Genomic DNA, 18,314 nt, shown 5'->3' with positions numbered 1-18,314 from the left:
GTCACACCCACGTCCTGGGGCGGAAGCGGTTGGCCCGTTCCACCAGTTCGATCCTTTTCTCACCACGCTGTGCCAGCCGTGCCAGCAGCCGGTACGACTGCTCCAGGCCGAAGCGCAGACCGCGCTCCTCCAGCGGGCTGCCGAGCAGCGCCGGCCGCTCGGCGGCGGTCGCCGCGACGTCCGGCCCGGCACCGTGGCTACCGGAGATTACCCAGTCCAGGGCGCTGCCCAGTACCTCGGTGGTGAGTTGTTCCCGGCGCTCGGTGTCCAGACCGAAGTCCCCGAGCGCCTCGACCTGTTCGGCGGCCGCCCGCAGATCCACCAGCAGCGGATCGCGGGGCGGCCGCTGCCGCAGCCGGGCGCGGACCGCCGCGATCCGCGCCGCGATGTAGTGGATGGACGACTCCGGCACGGACTCCAGTGCCGCGACCGCGCCGCCCCGGTCGCCCGTCGCCAGCCGCACCCGGGCCAGCCCGAACGCGGCGCTGACATAGCTGCGGTCGGTCGCCCACACCAGGCGGTAGTACTCCAGCGCGTTGTCCAACTGGCCCAGCAGCTCGGCGCAGATGCCCAGCGCCAGCTTCGGCGCCGGTTCCCCGGGAAAGGCGTCGTAGACGGCGTCGAAGGCCAGTGCGGCGTTCTCACGGTCGTCGGTCGTCAGCGACACCAGGCCGCGGTGCCACACCACCCGCCAGTCCGCGCCCCACGTGGCGGGTTCGGCCCCGCCCCGCCCCGCCGCGGGCCACGGCCCGGCGGGCCCGGCCGCGATCGTCTCCAGCACCTCTTGTGCCGCCGCGCCGTCCCCCGCCTCCAGACGGGCGCGCAGCTCCCGCAGCCGGAGTTCCAGGGAGTCGTCGGGCGCGGCGCGCAGCGCGGCCAGCAGTTCGGCGGGCCCGGCGGCCGGCAGCCCGGCCAGCAGCCCGGCGTTGGCGTCGCCCGGGTCGACCCGCGGCACCGGCAGCGCGAGGGCGGCGCCGGCCACGTCCAGGGGGCGCAGCAGCGGCCCGACGGCGGGCGCCTCCACCGCGCGCGCCGGCGCCACGCCCCGCGCGCCCAGCAGTGAGCTGTCGCCGTCCGCCGCGGGCATCAACTCCGTGTCTACCACCCGGAGTTCGGCCCCGAACAGGGTGGACGGCGCGGGGCGTGGCTCGCCCGACTGGAGCGCCACCACCTCCCGCAGGACCCCCGTCAGCTGCTCCGCCATCTCCTCCGCGGAGGAGAACCGGCGCGCCCGGTCCGGGTCCGTGGCGCGCACCAGCAGCCGGTAGAAGGACTCGTAGGCGCGGAACACCTCGATGTTGTCCGGGTCCGGCAGCGAGTCCGCGAAGATGTTCGTATAGCCCTGGAAGTCGAAGGTGAGGACGGCGAGGGTGCGCGCGACGGTGTAGAGGTCGGAGGAGACCGACGGGCCCAGCGCGGCGATCTCCGGCGCCTGATAGCCGATCGTGCCGTAGATCGGGCTCACGTGGTCGTCCATCCTGCGCACCGCGCCCATGTCGATCAGCTTGAGCTGATCGTGCTGCTGGATGGCGTTGTCGACCTTGAAGTCGCAGTAGAGGTAGCCCCGGCTGTGCAGATGGCCGAGCGCCTCCAGCGCCTCGATGCCGTACGCGCAGGCCTGCTCGACGGGCAGCGGGTCGCGCCTGCCCTGGGGGGTGCGCCGCTCGTTGGCGAGGTCCTTGAGCGACTTGCCGCCGACGTACTCCATGACGATGTAGCCGTCGCGGCTGCCCGTGGCCCGGTCGAGATGCTCCACGAAGTTGTAGATCCGCACGATGTTGGCGTGTTCGAGCTCGGCGAGGAAGCGCCGCTCGGACACCGCCACCGCCAGCGCCTCCGCATCACCGGTGTCCAGCAGCCCCTTGAGCACCACCCACCGGTCGGAGACCGCATGGTCCGTCGCGAGATAGATCCAGCCGAGCCCGCCGTGCGCCAGACAGCCCACGACCTCGTACTGGTCGTGCACCATGTCACCGGGCCGCAGCTTGGGCACGAAGCTGTACGGATGGCCGCACTTGGCGCAGAACCCTTCCGTACGGCCCGGCTCCTCGCCGCGTGTGCGGCCCACCGGCGCCCCGCAGTCCGCACGGCTGCAGAACCGCTTGCGCTCCGGGACCTCCGGATGCTCCAGCACCGCCGTCCGCGGATCGGGCCGCGGCACCTCCGGCACCGCCACCAGACCGGCGCCCAGCCGCCCGCGCGACGGCCCGGAGGACGCACCGCTGCCCGGGCCGGGCCCCGAACCGCGCCCCGACACCGCCGAGACCCCGCGCGCCCGGCCCCCGTGGGAGCCCGTGCGCGAGAGCCGTCCGGACACCGACCGCCGGGACGCCGACGGGCGGGCCGACGGCACACTGCCCCCGGAACCCCGTCCGGACGGCGCGCCGCCGTCCGGCGCGGGGGCGGGGGAGGGGACCGTCAGCAACGCCCCGGCCGCCTCCCGCGCGGCCGTGCCGCCCGCCGACACCCGGCCCGTCAGGCCCGTGGGCGACGACGACAGCAGACCGCCCGGCGAGACCACCGGCGCCAGACCGCACAGATCGCAGTAGCGCTCCCCGCCGCCGACGTCCTCGTAACTGCCCGCACAGTCCCGCCGCTGGCAGCGCTCGCCGGCCCGCTCCGTCACGACTCCCCCCGCCCCTCCAGCTGCTGCGGAACCAACGCCTCCGCGGCCGCCTGCTGATAACGCCACACCGCCTGCTCGGCCGCCCGCAGATCGCACGGCGCGCTCCACAGCATCCGGCGCGCGAGGTCGTACCGCTCCGTCAGCAGCGGATCCGCCGCCATGCCGTGGCGCGCGACCTTCGCCCGGTACGCATCCAGCCGGCCCCGCAGCTCGGCCCGCACCGCCAGCGGCGCGGTCACCGCCGTCAACGATTCGCGGGCCCGGTGGAGTTCGTCCTCCGCCCGCTCCTCCAGGCTGTCCAGCAGCGGGGAGAGCCGGTGCCACTGCGCCCGCCTGCGGTAGTCGGCGGCCGCCGCCAACTGCTCGTGCAGCGCCGTCGACGGGCCGCTGACCGCCGGCACTTCCGACGCGGCGATCTTTGCCAGCACCTCGCCCCGGGCCTGCCGCGCCTCGGTCAGTGTGCGGTCCGCCCGCGACAGCACGTCCCGCAGCTGCATCAGCCGCCGCTCCGCGTCCTGCCGCACGTCCAGCACCGCCGCCACCTCCCGCCGGATGTCCTCCAGCGCACGGGCCGCACGGTCATAGCGCCCGGTGTCCGGCCGCCCGCCGCCCGGCGCCGAACTCCCCGTCGACGACGACACCCAGAACGCCAGCGGATCCGCGATCACCCGCTCCCGCAGCCGCAACAGCTCCTCCGTGATCCGCTCCAGATCGTCCCCCGCCGGATGCTCGCCGGGCCGCACGCCCACCGAATGCGCCAGCGAACGCGTCCGCTGCAACTCGGCCGACAGCAGGTCTATACGGGCCGGCAGCGCCGACCACACCGCGTCGGCGGCCACGATGACGTCCAGCGACCGCGCGTACAGCCCGTTCATCCGCGCGACGAGCCCCTCCAGGCTGAACCGCTCGCCGGGCCGGGCCGGGCCGTCCTCCGGCCGGGCCGGGCCATCCTCCGGAGCACCGTCCGCCGCGGCCGCACCCGGCACCGTCACCCCCTCGCCGTGCAGCAGCTCCGTCAGCTCCGCCAGATCCTCCGCGGACGGCCAGCGGCGCCGCTCGCGCAGCTCACGCGCCGACTCCAGGGCGGCCGTGTACGCGTCGAACAGCGACCACAGGACCGTGATCGACCGTTCCGCGGCGGCCCAGCGTTCCTTGGTGGTACCGGACAGCTCGGCGCCCTCCAGCAGGCGGCGCCCCGCGTGATCCTGCAACGCGAGCAGCGAGGTCTCGATCGCCTCGTACTCGGCACCGAGCCGCTCCAGAGCGCGATCCACCTCCTCCCGGTCCGGCACCGGGGCATCGGGCCTCCCCGGAGAGCCGGGGAAGGGTCCAGGGACCCCCATCGATCACCTCTCCAATACGCGTACGATGCACGGCGGTTGCGGCGACCCCGTAGCCGCTTGCGGTCTGCTCCTCCCGTCTCCACCTCCATAGTGACCTCATCCGGCCGCTCCATGGGGCGATCGGTCGCGCACACCGCTCCTTGGGGCGATCAGTCGCTGTACTCCGGCGACGGCGGCCCCGATATGCCCGGCAGATCGGCCTGAAGCCACTTGCGGTACGCCCGCATCCAGGGGCTGTCCGCGCCCCCGTCGGCCCGGTAGTCGTCCAGGACCTTGTTGACCCGCCGCACCAGATCCGTGTCGCCCTTGTTCACCGCCACGCCGTACGGCTCGTCCGTGAACGGCCGGCCCTTCAGCTCCACCGCCGGATCCTGCGCCGCCTGCGCCGCGGCCAGCGCATTGTCCGTGACCACCGCATCCGCCTCACCCAGCTGAAGCCGCACCAGGCAGTCCAGTTGATTGGGCACCGTCAGCACCTTCGCGCCGTGCGGCTGCGCCGACAGCTCGCTCTCGCCCGTCGAACCCGCCGCCGTGCACACCCGCTTGCCCCGCAGCGAATCGTCGAACGCCGCGATCTTCGACGCCTTCGGGGCCAGCACCTGCTGTCCCCCCTGGAAATACGCCGTGGAGAAGGCCACCTGTTCCTTGCGCGCACAGTTGATCGTCATCGTGCGCACCACCAGGTCGACCGTGCGCTTCTGGAGCGCCGGAATCCGCTGACTGGTCGGCACCGCCTTGAAGACCACCTTGGGGTGCGGCCCCAGGATGTCCTCGGCGACCGCTCGGGCCAGATCGATGTCGAAGCCCGCCAGCTCACCGGTCACCGGATCGCGGTACCCCCACCGGTAGGTGTTCTGGTCGACCCCCACGACCAGCTGGCCCTTCTCCTGGATCCGCGACACCGCCGGACCGTCCTCCGACGACGGCCGCAGACTCTCCGCGGCGTTCCGCGCCGTGCACTTCGCGACCGCCGGCGCGGCCCCCGGCCCGTATGCCCGGTGCGTCACCGCCGGGGCCGCCGCACCGCCACGGCCGTGCCCGGCCTCCCCGGAGGCCCCGCCCAGCGCCGGCACCAGCACCGCCGCGGCCGTCGCCATCACACACATCCCCGCCGCGACCGGCGCCAGGACGGCACGCAGATTCAGCAGCCCTCGCGCGCGCATCCCCATGTCCCCCTCACCCGGCTCCCTCACCGGTACTCCGCCAGTCTGCGCCCGATCCCCAGCACCGCGCCCAGCGCCCCGAGCCCCGCCAGCACCCCGGCCCCCACCGGCAGCCCGCGCAGCGCCGCACGCCCCCCGTCCGCCGCCGACCGGAACTCCGCCTGCTCATGGACCAGCGCCCGCTCCAGCCCGGCGGCCACCCGGTCGAAGGACTCCCCGGTGGACCCCTCCGCGCCGATCACCTTGGCCAGCGCCCCGTCGTAGTCACCGCCCTCGTCCGCCGCCCGCGCCTGCGCGTGACGCGCCTGCCACTGCCGGACCTGCGTCAGCGCCGCCCGCACCGGACGCCGCCCCGCCTCGTCATCGGCCAGCTCAAGCGCCGCCCCCAGTCTGCTCCGCGCCGCCGCCGCACCGTGGTCCCCCGCACCCGCCAGCTCCGTCATCCCCGCGCGGAAACCGGCCTCGTAGAAATCCTGCCGGCCGTCCGTCAGCACCGCGCCCCGCGCCACCAGCGTCAGATTCTCGTCCCCCCGCGCCCGCAGCGCGGCGATCCGCGCCTCGTTGAGCACCCGCAACGACCGCGCACCGTGCTCATACGACCCCGTCAGCTCCGCACGCGCCACCGTATGCCCCGCCACCAGCCAGCCCAACACCACCAGGGACGCGGCCGTCGCCGCCAACAGGCCCCGGTTGAACACCCGGTTGGTCCGCCGGTAATGCCGCCGCTGCGCCCACCCCAGCGCACCGAGCGCCACCACCCCGGCCGCCAGGGCCCACCACGGCCGCGCCTTGGCCGTGGCGTAGTCCCCGGCCAGCCGGTCCGTCTCCGCGTCGTACAACGCACGTGCCGCCGGGAGGAGTTCCGTCCGCATCTGCTCATGCGCATAGCGCAGATACGCGCCGCCCAGCGGCAGTCCCTGCCTGTTGTTGGCCCGCGCCGTCTCCACCAGTCCCGTATAGCGCGGCAGCCCGCCGTTGAGCTTCGCGATCTGCGCGCCTGCCCCGCCCGAACCCGCGCTGTTCGCCGACGCCTTGACCAGCAGCGCGGACGCCGTCCTGATATCGGCGGCATACCGGCCACGCGTCGCCCGGCTCTCCTCGCCCCCGGCCAGGAAGCCCGCCGCGGCCGTCGTGTCCGCATCCGCCAGTGAACGGTAGAGACTCGCCGCGTCCGCGGTCAGCGGCTGGCTGTGCTCCACGACATCCTCCGCGGCCGCCGCCCGGTCAGCGACCTGCCAGGCCGTGACCACGCCGAACAGCACCACCAGCAGGGCCAGTACGGCACCGATCACCCGCAGCCGGCCCGGCTCGGTCGTCGCCGCGGCACGCAGCTCGTCCAGCCCCTCGGCCCAGGCCGTCCGGCGCCCCGCGGCGGGCGGTGACACGCTGCTGGTCGACACGGAACCTGAACCTCCCCCTGGGGCGCTGACGGCGGGACCGGCCCCGCGCACAGCGCCCGGGAGCGCTCACGAAAAGGACTGGTGCACGGGCAGCAGTATGTCCGTAGCCACCGACACCCACACCGCTAATGCCCCGATCTTGTTCGGATCGCGATCCGCGAACGGGCCCGCCGCACCACCGCGCCCCGCATTACAGTGGGCGGGAGAGTCATCAGACATCAGGTGTTACCGGACCCCGGGTGTCCCGCCGAAGGGGAAGTGATCTCGTGCAGTCGGTCCGCAAGGGCAGGGTGTCGCTCGTGGAGACCGCGACCGACGAGATCCGCGGCCAGATCGTGAACGGCACCTGGCCGGTGGGCAGCCGCATCCCGCCCGAAAGCGCCCTCTCCGAGACCCTCGGCGTCAGCCGCGCCTCGGTCCGCGAAGCCGTCCGCTCGCTGGTGCACGCCGGCCTCCTGGAGCCCCGGCAGGGCGACGGTACGTTCGTGATCTCCGACGACGACAGTGCGGTCGCCCTCCGCCGCCGCCTCGAACGCGCCGAACTCAGCCATGTCACCCAGGTCCGCCAGGGCCTCGACGTGGTCGCCGCCCGCCAGGCCGCCACACACCGTACGGACGCCCAACTCGCCGGCATCGAAGCCGCACTGGCCCGCCGCAAGGCAGCCCTCGCCGCGCACGACAGCGAGGCGTTCACCGCCGCCGACGCCGAGTTCCACGTCCTGGTCGCCGAGGCGAGCGACAACCCCGTCCTCGCCGACATCTACCGCTCCCTCAGCACCGCCCTGCGCGAAGAACTCCGCCGCGCCGCCTGCCTTGACACCGCCACCGCGGCCCCCGCCGACCCGCACTCCCGCCTGGCCGACGCCATCCGCGCCCAGGACCCACAGGCCGCCGTGGACGCGGCTGTCCTCCTCCTTGCCGGTCACGTACGGGACCTCGCCCTTCCGCTGGAGGACTGACCCCGCCGTCCGCTGGACGAATGACCCCGGCCGCCGGCTCGACGACTGACCCTGGCCGCCGGCTCGACGACTGACCCTGGCCATTGGCTGCGCACACCCGGCGGCGGCGTGCGCACCACCTCGTCGCGCCCCCCGGTTCACTCCCACGCGCCGCTGTGCCGCTCACCCATCCCTGGCTACGCTGAGTGACGAAAGTTGGTTCTCGTTCCAGCGGTCGGCACGGGGTGCGCCCGTGCTCGGCACGATCCGGAGGTAGCGGCATGCGACGCGTGAAAAGGCTCCTCGGCGGCCGATCCGCCGGCATGGTAGGCAGTGGCTCCACCTCGGACAACTCTCCTTCGGCCAGAGGCTTTCTGACCGTCGGCGGCACCACATACGTCGACCCCCACGGCAGCTATCCCCTCGCCCATCGCCTGGATGGCTCTGCCACGCTCATCGTCAACGACACGGATCAGTACGTCACTGTGGTTACGGAGCGCAGTCGTGATCGGGGGCGCGGTCACGGTCGTGATCACCGTGATCCACCTCTGATCGCGGCCCAGGATGCGCCTGCGTGGGGTGAGGCTGCTGCGGCGGCGGAGCAGGCATCGGCGGGCCGGGACCTCGTGCTTGCCCCCGGGGAGCGCGCGGAGACCTGGCGAGGGGACAGCGTGCGGGTGGGGTGAGGCGGAGGTGGGGGCTGGGGAGGGGGAGGGGGAGGGCCCCCAAGGGGAGCGAGCCCAACGCCCAAGCCCCAACACCCAAGTCCCAACACCCAAGCCCCAACGCCCAAGCCCCAACGCCCGCCTCCACCCACCCCGCCCTCACCCCCAACCCCGCACCCCCTACCCCCAAGCCCTCCTGGCCCGCCCATAAGCCCCCGCCTTCGCTCCTGCTCGGTCCAGGGTGTCGAGGGCTGCGCCGAGTACGGGTGGGGCGGTCACCACGTGGGGGAGGGCCTTGGGGGCGTGGTCTGTGAGGAGTTGGGTGAGGTGGTCGTGGAGGAGGGGGTGGCGGGCGGTGAGGATGCCGCCGCCGAGGATGACGGGGGTGGGTTCGTCGAGGAGGCCGAGGCGTTCCAGGGCGACGCGGGTCAGCAGCGCGATCTCCTCGGTCTGGCGGGTCACGAGGGTGCGGGCGACCCGGTCGCCGGCGGTGGCGGCGGCGAAGAGGACCGGGGGGAGCTCGTGGCGGCGGTGGCCGGGGATCTCGTGCAGATGGAGTGCCTCGATCAGTTCGCGCATGGTGAGGAGGCCGAAGTGGGCGGGCAGCGCGCGGGCCAGCTCGGTCGGTGCGCCGCGGCCGTCCTCGGCTCGGGCCGCGCACCACAGCGCCTCGTCGGCGAGGTGCGCGCCGCCGCCCCAGTCACCGGAGATCCGCCCGATGGAGGGGAAGCGCGCGGTGGCTCCGTCGCGTCCGACGCCGACGCAGTTGATGCCGGCCCCGCATACGACGGCGACGCCCACCGGCTCCCCGTCGTCCGGCAGCCCGGCCCGCAGCAGGGCGAAGGTGTCATTGCGGACGGTCACCGTTCCCGCCCACCCCCGGCGCGCGATCTCGGCGGTCAGCCGGGCCTCCTCGACGGGGAGGTCGGCGTTGGCGAGAAAGGCCGAGAGGTGGTCGACGGGCCTTGCCACTCCTGCCACTTCGACGGGCCCTGGCGCTCCGGCCGCTCCGGCAGGCTCCGCCGCCCCGGCCGCTCCAGCCACTCCGACGGGCCCGGCCGCTCCCGCCACTCCGACGGGCCCTGCCACTCCGGTCGCTCCGACGGGATCCGCCACTCCAGTCGCGCCGACGAGCCCCGCCCCTTCTGCCGCTCCCAGGGGCGCTGCCACTCCAGCCGCTCCCACGAGCCCCGCCACCCCAGCCGCCCTGACAGGCCCCACCACCCCAGCCGCCCCACCAGGCCCCGCCGCTCCGCCCACCCCCGCCTCGGCCAGGACAGACGCGACCAGCGGCGCCAGCACATCGACCGCCCGCTCGACGCCCACCACCGGCGGGCGGAAGCCGCCGCCCCGGGCCGTTGCGAGGATGCTGCCGTCCGTGGCGACCAGCGCCACGTCGGTCTTGCTGTTGCCCGCGTCGATGGCGAGGGCCATGCCGGTCAGGCCCATGGCAGGTGTTCCCGGTTGTGGGCGATCAGCTCGTCGGTGAGTCGGTCCGCGGGGGCGAGCCGGCCGATGAGGGGGTGGGCGAGGAGGGCGGAGTAGACGGCCCGGCGGCCCTCGGTGCGGCCGGTTTTGCGGCCGGTGCTGCTCAACAGGGCTGCTTCCAGGGCGAGCTGTTCGTAGGCGGTGACATGGGCGACCAGTCCGGCGTACTGCGGTTCCAGGGGGCGTACGGGGAGGGGCGCGGCGCCGGTCGCGTTCACGGTCGCGGGGGCCTCGATCACCGCGTCGTCGGGGAGGAAGGGGAGGGTGCCGTCGTTGCGGGTGTTGACGATCTGGATGTCGCCGGTGTCGCGCAGCAGCGACGAGGTCAGTGCCACCGCGGCTTCCGAGTAGTAGGCGCCGCCGCGCCGGGACAGCAGCTCCGGTTTCTCGTCGAGCGCCGGGTCGCCGTACAGGGTGAGCAGTTCCCGCTCGATGGCGGCGACCTCCGCGGCGCGGGACGGTTTGCTGCGCAACTCCCGTACGACCTCGTCGTGTTGGTAGTAGTAGCGCAGATAGTAGGAGGGGATGGCGCCGAGGTGGTCGAGGAGAGCGCGGGGCATCCGCAGTTTGGCGGCGAGGGTGTCGCCGTGTGCGGCCAGCAGTTCCGGGAGGACGTCCTTGCCCGCGACGCGTACGGACCGTTCCCAGGTGAGGTGGTTGAGGCCGATGTGCTCCAGCGCGACCTGGCCGGGGGCGACGCCCAGCAACGTGGCGAAGGTGCGCTGGAAGCCGATGGCGACGTTGCACAGGCCGACGGCCCGGTGCCCGTGGGTGAGCAGGGCCCGGGTGACGATGCCGACGGGGTTGGTGAAGTCGACGATCCAGGCCGCGGGGTTGCGGCGGCGGACCCGTTCGGCGATGTCGAGGACGACGGGAACGGTACGCAGCGCCTTGGCGAGGCCGCCGGCGCCGGTGGTCTCCTGGCCGACGCAGCCGCACTCCAGCGGCCAGGTCTCGTCCTGGTTGCGGGCGGCCTGGCCGCCGATGCGCAGTTGCAGCAGGACGGCGTGGGCGCCGTCGATAGCGGCGTCCAGGTCCCCGGTCCAGGAGATCCGTCCCGGGTGCCCCTGCTTGGCGAAAATGCGCCGGGCCAGTCCGCCCACCAACTCCAGCCGCTCCCTGTCCGGGTCGATGAGGACGAGTTCCTCCAGCGGCAGCTGATCACGCAGCCGTGCGAATCCGTCGATGAGTTCGGGGGTGTAGGTGGAGCCGCCGCCGACCACGGCGAGCTTGATACGCGGGTGCGGGGTGCGTTCCTGGGGAGACGGCACGGATCAGTCCTTCACTCCGGTGAGCGTGGCGCCTTCGGCGAAGGCCTTCGGAACGTGCGGCGCGGCACCGGCCGGGCACCACGGAAAGTCGGATACGTCTCCGTTACGTGTGCGGATGGGTGGCATGGCGGACTTCCTTCACGGTGTCGGCGGGAGTTGGGGAGGTGTCGCGGGTTCTCCTCACACAGTCGGCAGTCGGCAGTTGATGGTTGGTCGGCCGTCAGCCCGTGTGGAACACCGCGTCGCGCGCCGCGGTGAGGGCTGTCCGCAGGGCGCCGAGGAGGATCGGATTGCCGTCCAGGTGGCTGAGGCGCAGGGCGGGGCGGGGCAGCGCGAGCCCGGTGAATTCCTCCTCGATCAGGGTGCGCAGGGCCTCGCCGCCGGCCCGGGTCACCTCGCCGGAGAGCACGATGAGTTGGGGGTCGACGACCGCCACGACGGCGGCCAGCCCGGTCGCCAGCCGCCGCGCCACCTCGGCGCGCACCACGTCGAGCGCCAGTGCTTCGGCGACCGTCCGGACGTCGGAGGACCCGTACTCCCGGCCCAGTTCGATGACGCCCGGTGCGCCGACGAGCCGCTGGAAGCCGCCGCCCGCGTCCGGCCGGGCGGCGTCGCGTGCGCCGCCCCGGGACAGCGGTGCGCCGGGCAGTGGCATATAGCCGATCTCGCCCGCGCCGCCGGTGGCGCCGCGCAGCAGTCGCCCGCCCAGTACGAGGGCGGCGCCCACTCCCTTGTCGGCCCATACCAGCACGAAGTCGTCGAAGCCCTGGGCGGCCCCGTCGTGCTGTTCGGCGACCGCTGCAAGATTCACATCATTTTCGAGTGTGACCGGCATGCCGAGCGCCTCGGCCAACTCCTCCTTGAGCGCCCGCGCGTGCCAGTCCGGCAGATGGGGTGCGTAGCGCAGCCGTCCGGTCCGCGGGTCCAGTGCGCCGGGCGTGCCGATGACCGCCCCGTGCAGCCGCTCGCGCTCCAGCCCGGCCTCGGCCAGCGCCCCGTCGACGGCCCGCGCGACCAACTGGGCGGTGTGGTCCGGCGCGTCCCCGTCGATCGCAGCGCTGCCGACCCGTACCTCGCCGAGCACCTGCCCGGTGATGTCGGCGACGGCGGCGGTGACGCCCAGCTGATCGACGGCCAGTGCGGCGATGTGCGCCGCCGCCGGGTTGATCTCGTACAGCTGCGCACTGGGGCCCGGCCGCCCGGTTTCGTTGCCGGTGGTCCGCACCAGCCCTGCGGCCGCCAGCCGGGCCAGCAGCTGGGAGGCGGTGGGCTTCGACAGCCCCGTCAGCTCCCCGATCCGGGTACGGGTCAACGGGCCCCGCGACACCAGCAGATCGAGCGCGGCCCGGTCGTTCATGGCCCGCAGCACCCGCGGCGTCCCGGGAATTCCCGGGACGGACTGCCCACCAGGCATGACCTCACCCCGTTCACCGGCGGCGGCCGGGAGGAGCGACCGCCAGCCTCTGTTAAGAAACCTTCCCATCGATCCGACAGGAAGGTAGGCCGCGGCCCGTCGCAGCGTCAATGGGCCGAGCGGGGGAGCAACTCAAGGCCGGGCGCAGCCGCGGCCAAGTCCCCCCGGACAACCCATGACGAAGGGGCGTACCGACACGCTCGTCGGTACGCCCCTCCCCTCTCGCGGAAGCCCTCAGGCAGCCGCCCCTCGGCTACCCCTACTTCCCCAACTACTTCCCCAGCTTGGACGGCGACGCGATCGGGTTCGTCGCCAGGGACTGGGGGGACAGCGGGTTGTTGAGGGCCGAGGGGGCGGCCATGCCGGCGGAGGGGTCGGTGGCCTCCGCTTCCTCGTCCTCGGGGAGCGGGCGCGGGGCGAGGTGGACGCCGGCCGCGTCCAGGGCGTGCTTGATGCGCCAGCGCAGTTCGCGCTCCACGCCGAGGGCCTTGCCGGGCATGGTCTTGGCCGCGACGCTGATGGTGACCGTGTCGAGGTGCACCTCGCTGAGGCCGAGTACCTGCACCGGCTCCCACAGCTGCTCGTTCCAGGGCTCGGACTTCGACATCTCCTCACCGGCGGTGGTGATGGTCTCGCGGGCGCGCTGGAGGTCCTGGTCGGCGGCGAGCACCACGTCGACGGCGGCCGTGGACCAGCCCTGGCTGAGGTTGCCGATCCGCTTGACCTCGCCGTTGCGTATGTACCAGATGGCGCCGTTGGGGCCGCGCAGCTTGGTGACGCGCAGGCCGACCTCGATGACGGTGCCGGTGGCGACCCCGGCGTCGATCTCGTCGCCGACGCCGTACTGGTCCTCCAGGATCATGAAGACGCCGGAGAGGAAGTCGGTGACGAGGTTGCGGGCGCCGAAACCGATGGCGACACCGGCGACACCGGCGCTCGCCAGCAGCGGCGCCAGGTTGATCTTCAGGACGGAGAGCACCGTCAGGGCGGCCGTGCCCATGATCACAAAGGAGGCGACGCTGCGCAGCACCGAGCCGATGGCCTCGGAGCGCTGCCGGCGTCTCTCGGCGTTGACGAGCAGTCCGCCCAGCGCGGTGCCCTGGGCGGCGGCCGCGGTGCGGTTCATCCGCTCGATGAACTTGGTGATGGTGCGGCGAATCACATGCCGCAGCACCACCGCGATCACCAGGATCAGCACGATTTGCAGGCCGGACGTGAGCCACGTCCCCCAGTTCTCCTGCACCCAGCCGGCGGCGTTGGTGGCCTTCTCCGTGGCGTCGTCGAGCGAAGTCGGGCCGGAGGAGCCGGGTGTGGCGGCGCTCAGGTGCGCGGCAGCGGCCGGCGAAGCGGACCAGAACACAGTCGAACCTTCCGTGTGGGACAGCAGACCCGGGCCTCGGTGGGACCCCAGGGACCGGGCAGACCAACCACACTAACGGGGCAATGAGAACGGTCCGCGCTCTTGTTCGAACGGGCAGGTTTTGCGCGGGCCGGAAAGAGCGGGATCCGGACAGCGGCGCGAGGGGTGTGGTGGAAAACACCTCCGGGCCGTTACTCGGTCATGGTGGCGCTCCGACCAGGCAGCGGGGGACACTGTGGGGAGATCGTCCCGGCGCGAGCCACGCGCCGCCGGCGTACAAGGAGGCACCCGTGCCGCATGTCCTGGTCCTCAACGCGTCGTACGAGCCGCTCGGCGTCGTACCGCTCCGCCGCGCGCTCATCCTCGTCCTCAATGAGAAGGCTGTCAGCCTTGAGGAGTCCGGCGCCCTGATGCACAGCGCAACCCGTGTCGTTCCCGCTCCGAGCGTGGTCCGCTTGAAGCGGTTCGTGCGGGTGCCCTTTCGCGGCCCCGTGCCACTGACCCGCCGGGCGCTGTTCGCCCGTGACGGCGGGCGCTGTATGTACTGCGGTGGCGTCGCAACCAGCGTCGACCACGTCATCCCGCGCAGCCGCGGAGGTCAGCACACCTGGGAGAACGTCGTCGCCGCCTGCCGGCGCTGTAATCACGTCAAGGCCGACCGCCATGTCGCCGAGATCGGCTGGCGGCTCCGGCATCAGCCCGCCCCGCCGTCAGGACTGGCGTGGCGGATCATCGGTACGGGCCATCGTGACCCGCGCTGGCTGCCGTATTTGCAGCCGTACGGCGCGGATGACGCCCTGGCCCGGATCGACGCCGTATCGGCGTAGGTCCGGGTTTTTCCGTCCGGGGGCCGTGGGGGCGGAGCCGAGTGCGCGGCTCCCCACGGCCCCCGGACGCGCTCAGTGCGTGTCCTTGTCCCGTTCGTCCTGGCCGCGCTCGTCCTTGCCGTGCGGCTCCTGCACCGCGTACGCCTCCACCGACCACAGCGAGTAGCCGAAGCGGGTGGCCCGCTTGTCGCCCTGGATGCGGACGAACCGGGCGTCCTTGGCGTCCATCCGCAGGGACTCCCGGCCGCCCTTGCCATCCCGGACCGTGGCCGCCGTGCGCCAGGTGCGGCCGTCCGGGGAGACCTGGACGCGGTAGCCGGCGGCGTAGGCGTCCTGCCAGTGCAGGACGAGCCGGCCGAGGCGGGTCGGGTGCGCCAGCGCGAACTGGAGCCAGGCACCGTCCTCGGCGGTGGACGACCAGCGGGTCCGCGGATCGCCGTCGGTGGCCGCCGACGCCGGGAAGTCGGGCGTCTCGTCCCCGGAGGAGGTGGCGACGGTGCCGCGCGCCAGGTCCTTGCCGCCGGTGCGCGGATAGGTCCGCACCGTCAGCGTCTGCCGCGCGCCGCCGAAGGCCACCGGGATCTCGTACGTCCCGGAGGGGGCGTCCTCGGGGACGTCGACCGTGATGCGGACCGTGGCGGTGCCGCCGCGTGGCGCGGTGACCTCGTCGGGGGCGTGCACGGTGAAGCCCTTGGGTGCCTTGACCGTCAGCTTCTCGTGGACGTCGGCGGGGCGGCGGGAGTAGATCCGGGCGTCCACCGTGGTGCTGTCGCCGGGCTGGGCGTCGGCCTCCTTGCGGGACAGTTCGAGCCCGGCCGGCTCGGTGTCGTCGAACCACGGGGTGAGCGCCTTCACGGACGGGGCTTCCGTGCCGTTCGCCCAGGTCAGCCGTACCGCGTCGGCGCGCAGCCGCGGGGTGTGCGACTCCGTCCAGCCGGTGGCGGAGAGCCGGCCCAGACGGCGCCAGCCCTCGCCGGGGACATGCGCCTCCAGGGACACGGCGCGCGCGGCGGCGCCCGGCTCGGTCAGGGCGGTGACCGCGGCCAGCCGGCGGGCCCGCTCGAAGGGGACGGTCAGGGACCTCGGGCCGGTGTCCTCGTCGCGCCGCGGGGTCTCGTGGCGGGCGCCGGTCCAGGCGTCGGCCTCGGTCATCGCCCGTTCCAGGAAGGGGGCGAGGACCCCCTTGCCGACCGTCGCCGGGCTGCGCGCGATCTCCTTGCGCAGCCGCTGCGCCGTGCGCTGGGCGGACCAGGCGGTGCCGCCGTCGTCGTGGGCCTGCGCCATCAGCGTGTCCACGGCGTGCGCGCCGGCGGTGCCGTAACGGGCCAGCTGCTCGGCCCAGGGGCGGATCTCGGCGGCCAGGTCCGGGTTCAGGTCGTCGGGTGCGCTGCTCATCGTCCGGAACGCGTTCCGGAGCTTCCGGGCCGCCTTGGCGAGGTCGGCGTCCTGGCCGGGCCGGCCGTGGTTGGTCGCCGCCTCGCGGGCCGTCCAGAAGCGGTTGATCAGTACCCGCAGATACCGCGACTCGGTGCGGTCCAGCACCGAGGACGAGTCGTTGCCGGCCAGCGCCCGCAGTGCGGCACGGGCCCGCGGGTCGCCGCCCGCCAGATCGTCGACGGCCGCCTCCCAGGACTCCGCGGGGCGGTAGTCGCGGGGGTTCCAGGCGTAGTCGGCGGCGGTGAACAGCGGGATACGGGAGGCGAGCGGCTGCTCCATGGCGTTGGCGAGCAGCGCCGAGGAGCCGGTGGCGACGGCCGGCTCACGGCCCCGGTAGGGACCGAGGAAGATCCGGTCCTGGGCATAGTCGTTGACCGGGTAGTTGTCCATGGTCACCAGCGGGTGGCCGAACGCCTGGCGGGCGGTGGACAGCTCCCCGCCGGTGATGGTCCGCGGGAGCACCCCGATACCGGTCCAGGCCACCTCGACCCGGTCGCCGAGCGCGTCGGAGAGCGCGCTGCGGTACGTCGTCGAGCCGTCCTGGTAGTACTCGGTCGGCATCAGCGACAGCGGCGCGGCCTCCGGGTGCCGCTCGGCCAGGTGCGCGGCGAGCGCGTTGGCGATCTTGGCCTGTGCGGTGGCCGCGGCCCGCGGGCCGGAGCCGAAGGTGTCCTCGTCGGCGCCGCAGTGCCATTCGCTGTAACTGACGTCCTGGAACTGGAGCTGGAAGGAGCGCACGCCCAGCGCCCACATCGCGTCCACCTTGCGCCGCAGCGCCCGCAGATCGTCCTCGGACGAGTAGCACAGCGCCTGGCCGGGCGCGAGGGCCCAGCCGAGCGTGACGTGGTTGGCACGGGCCCGCTCGGCCAGCGCCCGGAAGTCGTCGCGCTCCGCGGCCGGGTAGGGCTCCCGCCACCGGGCCTGGCGGTACGGGTCGTCGCCGGGCGCGTACAGATAGTGGTTCTGCTTGGTGCGCCCCATGAAGTCCAGCTGGGCCAGCCGCTGCGGCCGGCTCCACGGCTGCCCGAAGAACCCCTCGGTGGTGCCGCGCACGGCCGTACCGGGCCAGTCCCTTACGGCGACCGACGCCAGCTGCCGCTTCCCGTCCGCACCGACGGTGACCAGCTGCCGCAGCGTCTGTGCGGCGTGGAAGAGGCCGTCCGGGCCGACGCCGTCCAGGGCGACCGTGTCCCGGCCGGCGACCTGGCCCACGGCCAGCCGGTAGCCGCCGGAGGGCAGGTCGCCGCGGGCCGGTGCCCGCAGCGCCCGCAGCGCGACGGCGGCCTGCTCGCCGCCGGCCCGGATCACCGGCCCGGCCGCGGGCAGCCGGTCGCCGGGTGCCAGCGTCCGCACGGTGTGCACCCCGGCGTCGCGCAGCAGCCCGCGCAGCGCGTCCAGGGCGTAGGGGTCGGTGTCCGGCGCCGCCACCAGCGTCGCCTCGCTGCCCAGAGGCACCGGGGCGCCGAGGTCCTGCATCGACTGGGGGCGCGGCCAGACCGCGGGCGTGTGCCCCGCGCCGGCCGGGCGGTCCGGCTGCTCGGGCGTGCCGATGGCCGGGTCCGCGGGCGCGGCCTGGGCGCCGGGCGCCCCGCCGAGCAGTCCGCCGATGACGGCGGCGGCCAGTGCGGTGGTCCCCGCCACCCGCGCGCGGGCGCCCGCCCCGCTCCCCTTGCCGCCCCTACCGATTCTTCCGACGCTCCATACGCCCCGGCCTCGCACGGCTTCTCCTCGTCCCCGTCCATCGCTCGCCGGTCTGCGCCGGCGCCCCATTTCCCCGCCGATGCCCGTTCGGACAGACCTTCGGCTGTGAGCCCACCATTGTGGCGGTGAGGGTGTCAATAAGGCCATGGCGCCGTCCCCTACGACGGGATACGTACGGCTTTCGCCGGGTGCCGTGGACGGGGTTTCGCGGGGCTCGCCGGTCCGCAGAACTTTCGTCGCGGGGTCCGCTTTCTCCGCGTTCTCTGCGTCTCCCGGTGTCCGCCGCAGTGAAATCGCCTGCGTGAGGGATAATGAGACGTGGGTCACGTTTCGTGAGCAGATACGTCTGCGAACGTGTCGAGTGGGTAGGGCCCACGTGTCCCACTACCGATGAACGGGAGGCCCTCGTGGCCGCATCCGCTCAGCTGCTCCTCGACGCTCTGTCCTCCAAACCGGGAGGTGCGACGATGGAGCCCGATCTCTTCGACGGGGTGTCCGACCCCGATTCCGGCCTGGACGGCTCCGGCTCCTACAGCTTCGTCGAGCCGCCACTGACCAGCGAGCCCCCGCTCGCCGACGCCGCACCACTGACCAGCGAGGTCCCGATCGCCGCCGAGCTGCCGCTGACCAGCGAGCCGACGGCCGCGGGCATGGGCACGGAGTCCATGGAGGTCTGAGGAC

General features: G+C 73.6%; 12 protein-coding genes. 3 read left to right on the top strand and 9 right to left on the bottom strand.

What is annotated here, in order from left to right; translation table 11 throughout:
- Position 1: 1 nt before the first annotated feature.
- From CP981_RS13645 to CP981_RS13630, 4 genes are all read right to left on the bottom strand, one after another.
- Complete coding sequence (locus CP981_RS13645) at positions 2 to 2,626, bottom strand: serine/threonine-protein kinase (protein ID WP_085928553.1); 2,625 nt, start codon at positions 2,624 to 2,626, stop codon at positions 2 to 4.
- Positions 2,623 to 3,969 (bottom strand): hypothetical protein, encoded by a 1,347-nt coding sequence (locus CP981_RS13640; RefSeq protein WP_085928554.1) that lies wholly within the window; start codon positions 3,967 to 3,969, stop codon positions 2,623 to 2,625. Before CP981_RS13640 ends, CP981_RS13645 begins: the two co-directional genes overlap by 4 nt.
- A 149-nt stretch (positions 3,970 to 4,118) precedes the next feature.
- Positions 4,119 to 5,132, bottom strand: a complete 1,014-nt coding sequence (locus tag CP981_RS13635; protein WP_085928561.1) for a glutamate ABC transporter substrate-binding protein — start codon at positions 5,130 to 5,132, stop codon at positions 4,119 to 4,121.
- A 26-nt stretch (positions 5,133 to 5,158) separates the two neighbouring features.
- On the bottom strand, positions 5,159 to 6,532 hold the full coding sequence (locus tag CP981_RS13630) for a hypothetical protein (protein ID WP_085928555.1): 1,374 nt from the start codon (positions 6,530 to 6,532) through the stop codon (positions 5,159 to 5,161).
- Between the two features lie 266 nt (positions 6,533 to 6,798).
- On the opposite strand from CP981_RS13630, the gene CP981_RS13625 reads away from it, so the two are divergent.
- Positions 6,799 to 7,491 (top strand): FadR/GntR family transcriptional regulator, encoded by a 693-nt coding sequence (locus tag CP981_RS13625; protein ID WP_085928556.1) that lies wholly within the window; start codon positions 6,799 to 6,801, stop codon positions 7,489 to 7,491.
- Positions 7,492 to 8,315: 824 nt separating this feature from the next.
- Here the strand turns inward: CP981_RS13625 and CP981_RS13615 are convergent.
- From CP981_RS13615 to CP981_RS13600, 4 genes are all read right to left on the bottom strand, one after another.
- Positions 8,316 to 9,584: an N-acetylglucosamine kinase gene (locus tag CP981_RS13615; protein WP_085925592.1), complete on the bottom strand. Its 1,269-nt coding sequence runs from the start codon at positions 9,582 to 9,584 to the stop codon at positions 8,316 to 8,318.
- Positions 9,575 to 10,858, bottom strand: coding sequence for a 6-phospho-beta-glucosidase (locus CP981_RS13610; protein WP_085925658.1), 1,284 nt, complete (start codon positions 10,856 to 10,858; stop codon positions 9,575 to 9,577). The genes CP981_RS13615 and CP981_RS13610 overlap by 10 nt, the downstream gene beginning before the upstream one ends.
- A gap of 256 nt (positions 10,859 to 11,114) precedes the next feature.
- Positions 11,115 to 12,308, bottom strand: coding sequence for an ROK family protein (locus CP981_RS13605; RefSeq protein ID WP_425282126.1), 1,194 nt, complete (start codon positions 12,306 to 12,308; stop codon positions 11,115 to 11,117).
- Positions 12,309 to 12,579: 271 nt separating this feature from the next.
- Positions 12,580 to 13,668, bottom strand: a complete 1,089-nt coding sequence (locus CP981_RS13600; protein WP_085925593.1) for a mechanosensitive ion channel family protein — start codon at positions 13,666 to 13,668, stop codon at positions 12,580 to 12,582.
- 290 nt (positions 13,669 to 13,958) lie between these two features.
- Between CP981_RS13600 and CP981_RS13595 the strand changes: the two genes are divergently transcribed.
- Entirely contained in the window at positions 13,959 to 14,495 is a 537-nt protein-coding gene (locus tag CP981_RS13595; RefSeq protein ID WP_018538909.1) for an HNH endonuclease, read from the top strand.
- Between the two features lie 72 nt (positions 14,496 to 14,567).
- On the opposite strand, the gene CP981_RS13590 is transcribed toward CP981_RS13595, so the two are convergent.
- Complete coding sequence (locus tag CP981_RS13590) at positions 14,568 to 17,573, bottom strand: glycoside hydrolase family 84 protein (protein ID WP_085925594.1); 3,006 nt, start codon at positions 17,571 to 17,573, stop codon at positions 14,568 to 14,570.
- Between the two features lie 467 nt (positions 17,574 to 18,040).
- Here CP981_RS13590 and CP981_RS13585 point away from each other — a divergent pair, with 467 nt between their 5' ends.
- Positions 18,041 to 18,310, top strand: coding sequence for a hypothetical protein (locus CP981_RS13585; protein ID WP_042154838.1), 270 nt, complete (start codon positions 18,041 to 18,043; stop codon positions 18,308 to 18,310).
- Positions 18,311 to 18,314: the final 4 nt, after the last annotated feature.

Source organism: Streptomyces platensis (genome assembly GCF_008704855.1).
Taxonomy (GTDB): Bacteria; Actinomycetota; Actinomycetes; order Streptomycetales; family Streptomycetaceae; genus Streptomyces; species Streptomyces platensis.
Note: the sequence above shows the minus strand (reverse complement) of the source record. Positions and strands in the feature narration are given on the sequence as shown.